The 13,112-nt window shown below is 72.2% G+C and carries 6 protein-coding genes and 1 pseudogene; 5 read left to right on the top strand and 2 right to left on the bottom strand.

Features of this window, described 5'->3' with window-relative positions; all coding sequences use genetic code 11:
• The first annotated feature begins 109 nt into the window (after nt 1-109).
• Both OG272_RS04840 and OG272_RS04835 read left to right on the top strand, forming a co-directional pair.
• Complete coding sequence (locus OG272_RS04840; protein ID WP_326585948.1) at nt 110-1,033, top strand: ABC transporter substrate-binding protein; 924 nt, start codon at nt 110-112, stop codon at nt 1,031-1,033.
• A 111-nt stretch (nt 1,034-1,144) separates the two neighbouring features.
• A complete protein-coding gene (locus OG272_RS04835) occupies nt 1,145-2,107 on the top strand; it encodes a MurR/RpiR family transcriptional regulator (protein ID WP_405892638.1) in 963 nt (320 codons plus the stop codon).
• A gap of 47 nt (nt 2,108-2,154) precedes the next feature.
• On the opposite strand, the gene OG272_RS04830 is transcribed toward OG272_RS04835, so the two are convergent.
• Complete coding sequence (locus OG272_RS04830) at nt 2,155-3,978, bottom strand: protein kinase domain-containing protein (protein WP_405892637.1); 1,824 nt, start codon at nt 3,976-3,978, stop codon at nt 2,155-2,157.
• 81 nt (nt 3,979-4,059) lie between these two features.
• On the bottom strand, nt 4,060-7,269 hold the full coding sequence (locus tag OG272_RS04825) for a family 78 glycoside hydrolase catalytic domain (RefSeq protein ID WP_405892636.1): 3,210 nt from the start codon (nt 7,267-7,269) through the stop codon (nt 4,060-4,062).
• A gap of 222 nt (nt 7,270-7,491) precedes the next feature.
• Here OG272_RS04825 and OG272_RS04820 point away from each other — a divergent pair.
• From OG272_RS04820 to OG272_RS04810, 3 genes and pseudogenes are all read left to right on the top strand, one after another.
• Nucleotides 7,492-7,572 (top strand): annotated as a pseudogene (locus OG272_RS04820) (SMI1/KNR4 family protein); the annotation flags it as partial.
• Between the two features lie 209 nt (nt 7,573-7,781).
• Nucleotides 7,782-9,422, top strand: coding sequence for a serine/threonine-protein kinase (locus OG272_RS04815; protein ID WP_405892634.1), 1,641 nt, complete (start codon nt 7,782-7,784; stop codon nt 9,420-9,422).
• A gap of 181 nt (nt 9,423-9,603) precedes the next feature.
• Complete coding sequence (locus OG272_RS04810) at nt 9,604-12,978, top strand: pyruvate carboxylase (protein WP_405892633.1); 3,375 nt, start codon at nt 9,604-9,606, stop codon at nt 12,976-12,978.
• Nucleotides 12,979-13,112 lie beyond the last annotated feature (134 nt).

Genomic DNA, 13,112 nt, shown 5'->3' with positions numbered 1-13,112 from the left:
CCCGATCCCCGATCCCCGATCCCCGATCCCCGATCCCCGATCCCCGAATTTTCTGATGCCGAATCTTCCGAGCTCCCGGGCTCCCAGAGAGGAAAAACCCATGCGAGGCATGTACAGAGGCGCCGCTTTCGGTCTGATCACCGCACTCACGCTGACGGCCTGTGGCGGTGGCGGTGACAGCGACGACAACCCGCTGACCGGCAGCAGTGGCGACAGCGGCGGCAAGACCATCGTCGTCGGCTCGGCGAACTTCCCCGAGAACCAGCTGCTCGCCGAGATCTATGCGCAGGCGCTGGAGAGCGAGGGCCTGAAGGTGACGCGCAAGTTCGACATCGGGGCCCGCGAGGTCTACTACGACCAGGTCGTCAAGGGCGGCATAGGTGTCTTCCCCGAGTACAACGGCGCCCTGCTGTCGGTGGCGGTCGACAAGAACAGCACCGCGACCAGCACCGCGGACATCAACGCCGAACTGAAGGAGAAGCTCCCGTCGTCCGTGGAGATCCTCGACTCCGCCGCGGCCGAGGACAAGGACTCGGTGACGGTCACCGCCGAGACGGCCGCCAAGTACAACCTCAAGACGCTCGCCGACCTCAAGCCGGTCGCGGGCGACATGACCCTCGGGGCCGGGTCGGAGTTCAAGACCCGTACCCAGGGCGGCGTCGGCCTCAAGAAGGTCTACGGCGTGGACTTCGGCAAGTTCCAGCCGCTCGACGCGGGTGCCCAGACCACCCTGGTGAAGCTGCTGAAGGACGACAAGGTGCAGGCCGCCAACCTGTACACCACCGACCCCGCCATCGTCGCGGACAAGCTGGTGGTCCTGGAGGACCCGAAGAACCTGTTCTCCTCGCAGAACGTCACGCCCCTCGTCTACAAGGACGCGGTGAACGACAAGGCCAAGGAGGCGCTCAACGCCGTCTCCGCCAAGCTCACCACCGAGGACCTGCTGGAGATGATGAAGAAGCTCGTCAACGACAAGGAGGACGCGGACGCCGTAGCCGAGGACTGGCTGACGTCCACCGGCCTCGTGAGCTGACCGGCTCGGTCACGCCATCACCGTCGCCCCCACTCCTGCCCGGCATCACGCACCGGCCACCCCGCCGGGCAGGGGGAGGGGACCGAGCACGACGACCGGCTGGGGGACCAGATGACTGACGCTGTCGGCACCGAAGGACCTGACGTTGTCGGCACCGAAGGAAGTGGCGGAGCTGGCACCGAGGGAAGTGGCGGAGTCGGCACCGAAGGACGTGGCGGAGTCGGCACCGAGGGAACTGGCGGAGTCGGCGCGGCCGCGCGGCTGCAGCAGCTCTTCGAAGGCCGTCGGCTCACTCCGACACAGCGCCGCATCGCGCACTGCCTGGTCCGGCAGGCGGCGGACGTGCCCTACCTGTCGAGCGTGGAACTGGCACACCTGGCCGGGGTCAGCCAGCCGTCGGTGACCCGCTTCGCGGTCGCCCTCGGCTTCGACGGCTATCCGGCCCTGCGCGAGCACCTGCGGGCGGTCGCACCCACCGGGCACGGCTTCGACGGACGGTCGGCCAACCCGTACCAGCGCGCCGTCCAGGCCGAGATCGACAACCTGCGGCACCTGGCGTCCCTGCTCACCGACCCCGAACCCGTCGAACGCGCGGGCCGTCTGCTCGCCGCCTCCCGGCCCCTGCCGGTGCTCGGGCTGCGCGCCTCCGCCGCCCAGGCCCGCGGCTTCGCCTACTTCGCCGCGAAGGTCCACACCGACGTACGGCTGCTCGACGAGGGCGGCTCACTGCTCGCCGACCGCGTCGACGCGGCCCGGCAGGCCGGCGCGAGCGCGCTGCTGTGCTTCGCGCTGCCCCGCCACCCGCGCGAACTCCTCGACACCCTCGCCCATGCCCGTGCCGTCGGCCTGACCGTGGTGACCGTCGCCGACGGCACGTTCGCCCCGGTCGCCGCCCACAGCGACCTGCTGCTCCCCGCCGCCGTGGGCACCGGCCTCGTCTTCGACACCGTCAGCGCCCCCATGCTGCTGGGCCAGGTCCTCCTGGAGGCGATGTGCGACGCCCTCCCGGACGCCCAGGCCCACCTGGAGGAGTTCGACGCGCGGGCCGCGGCGCGGGGGCTGTTCGTCGACTGACCGAGGCGCGGCCCGGGCTGCCCGGCGGACGCCGGCGGACCGAGAGGTCAGTCCGTGCCGCGCAGCGCCGCCCAGGTGCCTTGCGCGACGACGCCGTCGGGGGCCAGCCCCTTGTCGCTCTGGAAGTTCCGCACCGCGTCCTGCGTCCCGGTCCCGAAGTCGCCTTCCGCGTCCCCGACGCCGTACCCGCGCCTGGTCAGCATGCACTGGACCTGCACCACGCGTTTGCCGCTGTTCCCCAGACGGGTGCGCCCGTTGCCGGAGTAGTACGTGCACTCCGAGAGCCAGGCCGGGGTGGAGGGCTCGGTGGGATCGTCGGTCGGGCTCGCCGTGGGCTCGGTGGGCGCGCTGGTCTCGGTGGCGGGAGCGGAGGAGTCCGCGTGTTCGTCGTCGCTCGCGGAACCGGAACCGGAACCGGAACCGGAACCCGATCCGGACTCGTCGGGGCGCGCGGTGCCGTCGTCGACCGCGTCCCGGTCGTCCTTGCCGGACACCTCCGAGACCCCCGATCCGCCGTCCGGGGCCGCCGCCGCACCGTTCGAGCCCGCGGTCGCCGACCCCGAGGCGGCGTCGCCGGGCCGTGCGTCGGCGGACTTCGTCATACCTCGCTGCGGCGAGGCAGTGGTGGTGGAGGGGCTTCGGAGGGTGAGTACGACGACACCGGTGGCCGCGACGCAGAGAGCCAGACCGGAGGCTCCGATCAGCACGCGCCTACGGCGGGTCCGGGTGCCGGGCGGCGTCGGGGGTAACGGTTGTGCCGAGGCGTCGGCGGACGGACCCGGCGACGCGGCGACGGCGGCCGGGGCCTTCCCCCGCGGTTCGGGGCCGGGCTGTTCGAGGGGGAGCCGGCACAGCGCCTCGTACGCCTGCTGCCGGGCCAGCACTCTGCCGCCCAGCGGGTCGGGCCAGCCGAACGTCCCGGACGGTCCGGTCGCCTCGGACCCCGGGGAGCCGGACGGGGCGGCCTCGATCAACTGCTCGGGCGTCGGCCGATCTCCGGGCTCCTTGGCCAGGCAGGCGGAGAGCAGTGCGGTGAGCCTCGCGTCGGCCGCCGAGATCTCGGCGAGCACCTCCGGGTTGGGCTCCTCGAACGCCACCCGGTGCATGACGTCGACGCCCGTGCCGTCGCCGAACGGCGCGCTGCCGGTCGCCGCGAAGATCAGGGTGCAGGCCAGGGAGAACACGTCCGAGGCCGTGTCGCAGGTGCCTGTCCGCAGATACTCCGGCGACATGTAGGCCGGTGTGCCGACCCGGTTGCCCGTGCCGGTGATCGCGCTCGCGTCGGCGGCCTTCGCGATACCGAAGTCGATGACGTGCGCGCCCCGGGCGGACAGCAGGACGTTGGACGGCTTCAGGTCCCGGTGCACGATCCCCGCGGCGGAGAGATCGGCGAGGGCCTGCCCCAGCTCCGCCACCAGCCGCCGGACGGCGACGGCCGACAAGGGGCCGTCCTCGTGCACGGCCGCCGCCAGATCGAGCCCCGGCAGATACTCGGTGGCCATCCACAGCAGTTCGTCCCGGAAGCCCGTGCCGGCCAGGCGCGGCATGCGCGGCGTCCGCACCCGGCTGTGCACCGACGCCTCCTGCTCGAACCGGCGGCGGAACCGGATGTCCTCCGCGTACTCGGGCCTGATCACCTTCACCGCGACGAGGTCGGGGCCGCCGTCCGTGGGGCGCGCCAGATAGACGCGCCCCATCCCGCCGCTCCCGAGCAATCCCACCGGCACATAGGGACCGATACGGTCCGGGTCGCCGGGGCGCAGGGGCAGCGCCCCCGCCTCTCGCAGCGCCGCGGCCCTGTCCGCCGTCGCACGTGGTGGCACCGGCCGCTGCTCTGACACAACACCCCCGAAGTGATTTTTGGCGTACATCAGTTCGCCCCCAGAAAACTGAGGCTAGCTCAGCATGGGCTCACGTTCCGGGTTATCGGTCACATCCGCCCCACCCGCGGCTCAGGAGGCCGCGCGTCGCACCTCCGTCGTGCCCGATCCCACCGGTCCGATCCGCAGCACCGTGCCCGTCAGATCGGTGAACGACTCGACCTCCACCCGACCTTGCCCGCCGGGCGTGGTGCCGTTCACCCGGTACGTCTCCGGGTCGGCGTCCCCGATCTCCACCTCCAGCACGGCACGGGAGTTCGGCGGCACCGTCACCCGGGTCGCGTGCGTGTCCTCGGAGCGGCGCACCCGGACCGAGACCGGCCCGCGCACGGAGGGCACCGTCCCCTCGACCTCGGTCAGGGACCCGGTCCTGGGCCGGATCCGGAACCCGGCCGCCCCGGGCTCGCTGACCTGCACGCCGAGGATGTGCCGGGCCACCGCGTTGGCCGGCGCGGACGCCCAGGCGTGGGAGAGCGTCATGTTGGACTTGAGTGCGGGGTCCCACGCCTCCGTGACGACGGTCGCCTTGAGCGCGTCCAGCATGTGCAGCCACGAGTTGGTGGCCGTGGAGGTGAGCAGGGCGAGCGCCGCGTCGGAGCGGCCCAGCCGGAACAGCGCGTCGAGCAGGAACTGCGACCCGTACACGCTCACCTTCATGCCGCCCGCCGCCAGGGTGTCGCCCAGCCTGGCCCGTACCTCCTCGTCCAGCGTGTCCGCGACACCCAGCGCCACCGGGAAGGCGGTCGCGTGCTGGGCGCTGTGCGTGGTGCCGACGCCGTCGAGGAACCGCCCGCCCGCACCGTCGAGGAGGGTGGCGCGCATGGCGGTGGCGAGGGTGTCGGCCCGGCCGCGCAGGGCGGTCGCGTCGGCGTCCTCGCCGAGGGCCGCGGCGCACTCGGCGAGCGCCTCGAAGGCCGCGTACTGGAAGGCGTTGACGACCGTGTTGACGTTGGTGAACACGTAACCGTCACGGCTGGCTGTCGGCCAGTCGACCAGATCGCCGAGGTTCTGGCTGGTGCCGCCGGGCGCCTTGCGGACCAGCCCGTCGGAGTCCAGGTACGAGGTGAGGTTCTTGGCGGTCAGCAGGTCGTAGTCCTTGGCGAGCTGCCGGTCGTCGCCGGTGGCGAGGTAGTCCTCCCACGCGGAGATCGCGCACATCAGCCGGTACTCGGTGGGCCAGGTGCCCTTCCGGACCAGATAGTCGTTCGACCAGCGGGCGAGCGCGTACGAGCGCTGCACCCCGTACTCGGAGAGCTGGTTGATCAGCGCGTCGCCCTCGTACGGGCCGCGTTCGCGGGTGGGCGTGTCCGTGTAGAGGTCGCCGCGCGTGGCCTCGATGGAGTACCGGCACAGCTCCCACACCCGGTCCAGGTCGGCGTCGGAGCTGCGGAACGAGGCGTGCGAGTCGTCCCAGTCGAGCTTCCAGGCGCGGCCGGTGACGACCGCCTTCGACAGGTCGAGTGTGGTGCGCAGCTCGGCCCAGCGGAAGCCGCGGTAGCCCCAGTGCTCGACACGCTGCTCGCCGTCGCGCAGGGTCCACACCTCGCGGTAGGCGTTGGTGGCGCGCAGCTGGTACCTGACCGTGCCGTCCGCGTTCAGCTCCTCGCCGAGCCGCACCTCGACCGTGTCGCCCGCGCCGCCGGTGACCTCCAGGGCCAGCCCGCCGACGATCTCCCGGCCGAGGTCGACCAGCCAGCGTCCGTCGGCGACCTGGGTGACGGAGGCGGGGGTGACGTCGTGCGGCCGTATCGCCTCGATCAGGGCCGGGACGAGACCGTCGATCGCCGTACGGACGACCGGCTTGAGCCAGTCGCCGTCGTCGAAGCCCGGCTTGGTCCAGCCCACCGGCTCGCGGCGCAGGTCCCAGTACTCCTGCGGAACGGTGAAGTAGCTGCTGCCCGCGCTGCCCTTCGACGGCAGCAACCCGGCCTGGCGGCGCGCCGTCCAGTGGTCCCCGGAGGCGACGGTCGACCGGCTGCCGTCGGTGTACGTGATCTCCAGCTGGGCCAGGAACTTCTGCTGCGAGGTGGTCCAGCACAGTGCGGCCAGCGCGTTGGCCCTGCCGTCGGCACGCAGCGTGGAGGTCACGTCGAAGGCCTGGTAGGCGGTCCCCTCGCCGGAGCGGACGGAGGCGTAACCGACCGTCGTGCCGTTGCTCCACACCTTCGCGACGTACTGCCGGGCCGGATCGGGCGAGGTGGCCGCCACATAGAGGATCGCCGCGGCTATCTCCTTGCCGGCCGCCGTGTCGTACTCGTGGCGCAGCAGCGCCCAGGTGTCGTCGGCTCCGTAGGAGGAGAGCGAGGACGCGCCGGCCGGGAAGGTGAGGACGCCGCCGGCGACCGTGCCGGTGGCGAAGGTGCCCTTGTCGGAGGCGAAGTCGTCGTCGAGGAGGACCGTGCCGTCGGCGGCCGTGAAGGTGACCCGGTCGTAGACCTGGGACTCGGTGCTGCCGTTGCGCAGACCGACGTTGCCGGAGGCGTAGCGGCTGTCGGTGGTGGTGTCGACGACGGTGCCGTTGACGGTGGTGGTGAAGGTGGCGCCCGCCATGGTGACGCCGAGGTCGACCCACTCCCCGGCGGTGACCGCGAACGGCAGCTTCACCTCGCCGAGCACGGTGTACGTGCCGCCCACGCAGACGTGCTTGCGCAGGACACCGGTGGTGCCCGCGCGCAGCTGCCACATGTAGTTGTTGGCGGTGTTCGTGGCCCGGAACCACAGCCCGGCAGCCACGGCGCTGATCTTCACGCGGACGGTGAGGGTGCCGTCGGTCATCACCGGCCCGGCCGGTGCCCAGATAGGCTTCGCCTCCCATTCGTCCTCGACCGACGTGGCCAGCAGGGTCGGCTCCGACCAGGCCGAACGCCGCTCACCCCAGCTGCTGACCCGCCACCAGTAGGCAGTACGGGGCTGCAGGGCGGGTCCGCCGTACGGTACGGCCGTGGAGTCGGCGGACTTCCGCTTCCCGGAGTCCCACACCAGCTCGTCGTCCTGGAAACCGCCCGGGGTGGCCGCCAGTTGGAGCTGGTAGGCGTGCTGCACGGTACCGGCACAGAAGTCGGGCACCTGCCAGCTGAAGCGAGGCTTGTGTCCGGCACTCGTGCCCAGCGCCCGCGGCAGCAGATCGGTGAGCATCCCGGTGGGCGCGGGCGGCTTCCCCGCGGCACCGACCGTGCCTGCCGGGCCGGGGGCGGCGAAGGCCCGGGGCCCGGACAGGACGACGGAGGCGGCTGCGGTGCCGCCCAGCTGGAGAAGTCTTCGCCGTGAGAAGTCCCGCGCCATGGTGCACCTTCGGGTCGATGTCGATGAGGTCGGCCGGTGAGAACGACCGTTCATGAAAGGTTTCAATGCGATTGCCCGGAGGTTAGGGTTCCGCGTCGAATCCGGTCAATGGGTGGGACGCACTTCGAATCCTGGTGAATGAAACGATTTAACCGACCCTGTGGGGGCGCTGTGCCGGCCCTGAGCGGGGGTGGGCTCGCCCGGCGTACGGCCGGCCCCTCCGTCGGCTCGCCCGGCTGGATCGTCGTCGGCGACAACGGCTGCGGCGACCGGATCGCGGTGGACCTGACGCCGGGGCCGCGATCGTCGACCTGGCCAACGAGATCCTCGCCCGCTGGGACCGCCCTCCGATCATCCGGACCGTCCTCGAAGGGGACCTCGGTCCGCCGGCCCGAACGACGGTGGTGCCCGGTGGACGAACCCGGCGTACCGGTGTCACCGGCCTCGGCTAGAGTCTCGCCTCACCTCGGTCGGACGTCCTGACCGGGGCTGTGCGCTGGGGGTACGGCAACATGGGGCCCGAAAGAACGGACCTGCCGGGTTACGAGATCCAGGAAGTCCTGGGCCAGGGCGGATTCGCCACGGTGTACCGGGCCCGGCAACTGGCCGTGGGCCGGGAGGTCGCGCTGAAGGTGGACAGCAGGGTGCTGACCACACCGCGCGACCGGCAGCGCTTCCTGCGCGAGGTGACGGCCGCCGGGCAACTGTCCGGCCACCCCCACGTGGTTCCGGTGTACGACGCCGGGGTCCTCGCCGACAGCCGCCCCTACATGGTGCTGGAGCTGTGCCCCGGCGGCTCCCTGGGCGACCGGCTGCACCGGCAGGGCGCGCTCCCGGCCAAGGAGGCACGCGACATCGGTGTGGGCCTCGCGGACGCGGTGGCCGCCGCCCACGCCGCCGGGGTGCTGCACCGCGACATCAAGCCCGGCAACGTCATGGTCAACCGGTACGGCGGCGTCGCCCTCACCGACTTCGGCCTCGCCGCCATGCCCCGGCCGGGCCGCGAACTGTCCGTGACCCGGGAGGCGCTGACCCCCGCGTACGCGCCGCCCGAGGCCTTCCACATGGCGGACCCCAGCCCGGCCGGCGATGTGTACTCCCTGGCCGCGACCGTCTACGCCCTGCTGTGCGGCCGCCCGCCGCACTACCCGGAGGACGGCACCCAGCTCAGCCTCGCCGAACTGATCGTGCGCCACACCTGGCCGTACACCGACCTCCCCGGACTGCCGCCCGCCTTCAACTCGGCGCTCCGCCACGCCCTCGCGTCCGACCCCGCCCGGCGCCTCTCCGACGCGGGCGCCTTCCGCGACGCCCTCGCCGGGGTCGACCTCGACACCGTCGACCTGGGAGGCGGCGGCGGTGGCTTCGGACCGCCGCCCAGCATGACGACGGTCCCGGCGTACCGGGGCGCGCCGCCCACGACGATGCCGCCGTACCGTGACACGCCGCCCGCGACGACGCAGTCGCCGTACGGGGACGCGCCCACGGGCGGGGGCGGCAGCACCGTGGTGCCCGGGCCGGGTGGCGACGGCGGGCGGAAGGGCGTGGCGCGGCGCCGGCCGGCCGTGATCGCCGTACTGGCGGCCGTGGCCGTCTCCGTGAGCGTGTCGGTCACCGTGGTGACGTACCAGAACGACGACAGGGACAGCGGGGGAGGCGACTCCTCCTCGACGGCCACGCCGTCCACCGGTGCCACCGCCGACGGCAAGGGCACCTCGGGGTTCGAGGTGGCGACCACGACGGAGAACTGCCCCGCCGCGGACGTCGGCGGCGTGGGCGGCCGGTGCGTCGCGACCCCGGAGTGCTGGAGCGGCATCGTCGACATCTCCGGCATCGTCACCGTCAGCCGTGCGGACTGCCAGACCAAGCACGTCTGGGAGACCTTCGCGATCGCGCCGCTGCCGAAGGACGGCATGACGAACAACGCGCGCGACCTGGTCAGACATCCGGACGTCAAGGCGCTCTGTTCGCAGAAGGTCATGGCCGCCACGATGACCTCCGGCGGCCGTGACGTCGCGGACGAGTGGAACGTCGACGTCGTCCCGCCGTCGGCGGTCGAGTGGGACAACGGGCTGCGCGTCTTCCGGTGTGTGGCCGCGGCGGTGACGGACGACGGCGAGAAGACGGGAAGCCAGTTCGCGGTGCGGAGCTGACAGAGGTCCGGCCGAGCCCCGAGCCCGGGCCGTACAACCTGCACGGGCCCGCGCGGCCCGCACCCGCTCCGTCACGTAGGCCAGACCTCCGATCACCTGTCAGTGACGGGACTCTCATGGCACGTCGGCCGCATTGCCGCGACCATGGTGTTCCTCACCAGGCAGGCCGAAGGGAACGGGAATGCTCCGCAAGGTACTGGTCGCCAACCGAGGCGAGATCGCGATCCGGGCGTTCCGCGCCGGCTACGAAGTGGGCGCGCGGACCGTCGCCGTCTTCCCCCACGAGGACCGCAACTCGCTGCACCGGCTCAAGGCCGACGAGGCCTACGAGATCGGCGAACCGGGGCACCCCGTGCGGGCGTATCTCTCCGTCGAGGAGATCATGCGCGCCGCCCGGCTGGCGGGCGCCGACGCCGTCTACCCCGGCTACGGGTTCCTGTCGGAGAACCCCGAGCTGGCCCGGGCGTGCGAGGAGGCGGGCATCACGTTCGTCGGCCCCAGCGCGCACATCCTGGAGCTGACCGGCAACAAGGCGCGCGCCGTGGCCGCCGCCCGCGCCGCCGGCGTACCGGTCCTGGGCTCCTCCGAGCCCTCCACCGACGTGGACGAACTGGTCCGCGCCGCCGACGACATCGGCTTCCCCGTGTTCGTCAAGGCCGTCGCCGGCGGCGGCGGACGCGGAATGCGCCGCGTCGAGGACCCCGCCGCGCTGCGCGAGTCCATCGAGGCGGCGTCCCGCGAGGCCGCCTCCGCCTTCGGTGACCCCACCGTCTTCCTGGAGAAGGCCGTCGTCGAGCCCCGCCACATCGAGGTGCAGATCCTCGCCGACGGCCACGGCGACGTCATCCACCTCTTCGAGCGCGACTGTTCGGTGCAGCGCCGCCACCAGAAGGTCATCGAGCTGGCCCCGGCCCCGAACCTCGACCCGGCCCTGCGCGACCGGATCTGCGCCGACGCCGTACGGTTCGCCCGGGAGATCGGCTACCGCAACGCGGGCACCGTCGAGTTCCTCCTCGACCGCGAGGGCAACCACGTCTTCATCGAGATGAACCCCCGTATCCAGGTCGAGCACACGGTCACCGAGGAGGTCACCGACGTCGACCTCGTGCAGTCCCAGCTGCGCATCGCCGCCGGGGCCACCCTCGCCGACCTCGGGCTCTCCCAGGAGACCGTCACGCTGCGCGGCGCCGCCCTCCAGTGCCGTATCACCACCGAGGACCCCGCCAACGGCTTCCGCCCCGACACCGGCCGCATCAGCGCCTACCGCTCGCCCGGCGGCTCCGGCATCCGCCTCGACGGCGGCACCACCCACGCCGGTACGGAGATCAGCGCCCACTTCGACTCGATGCTGGTCAAACTGACCTGCCGGGGCCGGGACTTCACCACCGCCGTCAACCGGGCCCGGCGCGCCGTCGCCGAGTTCCGTATCCGGGGCGTGGCCACGAACATCCCGTTCCTGCAGGCCGTCCTCGACGACCCGGACTTCCAGTCGGGTAACGTCACCACGTCGTTCATCGAGCAGCGCCCGCACCTGCTCACCTCCCGGCACTCCGCCGACCGGGGCACCAAGCTGCTCACCTATCTGGCCGATGTCACGGTCAACAAGCCGCACGGCGAGCGGCCCGCCCTGATCGACCCGTCCACCAAGCTGCCTCGGCCCACCGTCACCGAACCCCCGGCCGGCTCCAAGCAGAAGCTCGTCGAACTCGGCCCGGAGGGCTTCGCCCGCTGGCTGCGCGAGTCCCCGACCATCGGCGTCACCGACACCACCTTCCGGGACGCCCACCAGTCGCTGCTCGCCACCCGCGTCCGTACGAAGGACATGCTCGCCGTCGCCCCCGTGGTCGCCCGGACCCTGCCGCAGCTGCTCTCCCTGGAGTGCTGGGGCGGCGCCACCTACGACGTCGCCCTCCGCTTCCTCGCCGAGGACCCCTGGGAGCGGTTGGCCGCCTTCCGCGCCGCCGCGCCCAACATCTGCCTCCAGATGCTGCTGCGCGGCCGCAACACCGTCGGCTACACGCCGTACCCGACCGAGGTCACCGACGCCTTCGTCCAGGAGGCCTCCGAGACCGGCATCGACATCTTCCGGATCTTCGACGCGCTCAACGACGTGGGCCAGATGCGGCCCGCCATCGACGCCGTACGGGCCACCGGGACGGCCGTCGCCGAGGTCGCCCTCTGCTACACCTCCGATCTCTCCAACCCCGGCGAGCAGCTCTACACGCTTGACTACTACCTCCGGCTGGCCGAACAGATCGTCGAGGCGGGCGCCCACGTGCTGGCCGTCAAGGACATGGCGGGACTGCTGCGCGCCCCGGCCGCCACGAAGCTCGTGACGGCGCTGCGCCGCGAGTTCGACCTGCCGGTGCACATTCACACCCACGACACGGCGGGCGGCCAGCTCGCCACCTACCTCGCCGCGATCCAGGCCGGCGCCGACGCCGTCGACGGGGCCGTGGCGTCCATGGCGGGCACCACCTCGCAGCCGTCGCTGTCGGCGATCGTGGCCGCGACCGACTACTCCGACCGGCCCACCGGCCTCGACCTGCAAGCCGTCGGGGACCTGGAGCCCTACTGGGAGAGCGTCCGCCGGATCTACGCCCCGTTCGAGGCGGGCCTCGCCTCGCCCACCGGCCGTGTCTACGACCACGAGATCCCCGGCGGCCAGCTCTCCAACCTCCGCACCCAGGCCGTCGCCCTCGGCCTCGGCGACCGCTTCGAGGACATCGAGGCGATGTACACCGCCGCCGACCGCATCCTCGGCCACCTGGTGAAGGTCACCCCCTCCTCCAAGGTGGTCGGCGACCTCGCGTTGCACCTCGTCGGCGCCGGAGTGGCTCCCGCGGAGTTCGAGGCGACGCCGGACCGGTTCGACATCCCCGACTCCGTCATCGGCTTCCTGCGCGGCGAGCTGGGCACCCCGCCCGGCGGCTGGCCCGAGCCGTTCCGCAGCAAGGCCCTCCAGGGCCGCGCCGACGCCAAGCCCGTCCAGGACCTGAACGCCGAGGACCGTACCGGACTGGAGAAGGACCGGCGCGCCACCCTCAACCGGCTGCTGTTCCCCGGCCCGACCCGCGAGTTCGAGACCCACCGCCAGACCTACGGCGACACCAGCGTCCTCGACAGCAAGGACTTCTTCTACGGGCTCGGTCCCGGCAAGGAGTACGCCGTCGACCTGGAGCCCGGCGTCCGGCTCCTCATCGGCCTGGAGGCCGTCGGCGAGGCCGACGAACGCGGCATGCGCACGGTGATGTCCACGCTGAACGGCCAACTGCGCCCCATCCAGATCCGCGACAAGGCCGCCTCCTCCGACATCCCCGTCACCGAGAAGGCCGACCGCTCCAACCCCGGCCATGTCGCCGCCCCGTTCGCCGGCGTGGTCACCCTCGCGGTCGCCGAGGGCGACGAGGTCGCGGCCGGTGCGACGGTCGCCACCATCGAGGCCATGAAGATGGAGGCCACCATCACCGTCCCGAAGGCCGGACGGGTGTCCCGCCTGGCCATCAACAAGATCCAGCAGGTGGAGGGCGGCGACCTGCTCGTCGAGATCGTCTGACCCACCCGCGGGCGGCATCACGACCGGTCGACCGGAAAACCCGGTCCGCACGGAACGGTGCCGCCCGCCTCCGTATGGTCCGCCGCCCTCGCGACCCGCCCCTGCCCGCCCCGGGGCAGCGGCGGCCGACACCG

Source organism: Streptomyces sp. NBC_00104, from assembly GCF_045160825.1.
Classification (GTDB): domain Bacteria; phylum Actinomycetota; class Actinomycetes; order Streptomycetales; family Streptomycetaceae; genus Streptomyces.
This window is presented reverse-complemented; position numbering and strand designations above follow the sequence as displayed.

Coding starts and splice junctions, on each gene's coding strand:
- OG272_RS04825 (WP_405892636.1), bottom strand. CDS start 7,269: ATGGCGCGGGACTTCTCACGGCGAAGACTTCTCCAGCTGGGCGGCACC.
- OG272_RS04835 (WP_405892638.1), top strand. CDS start 1,145: ATGACTGACGCTGTCGGCACCGAAGGACCTGACGTTGTCGGCACCGAA.
- OG272_RS04830 (WP_405892637.1), bottom strand. CDS start 3,978: ATGTACGCCAAAAATCACTTCGGGGGTGTTGTGTCAGAGCAGCGGCCG.
- OG272_RS04815 (WP_405892634.1), top strand. CDS start 7,782: ATGGGGCCCGAAAGAACGGACCTGCCGGGTTACGAGATCCAGGAAGTC.
- OG272_RS04840 (WP_326585948.1), top strand. CDS start 110: ATGTACAGAGGCGCCGCTTTCGGTCTGATCACCGCACTCACGCTGACG.
- OG272_RS04810 (WP_405892633.1), top strand. CDS start 9,604: ATGCTCCGCAAGGTACTGGTCGCCAACCGAGGCGAGATCGCGATCCGG.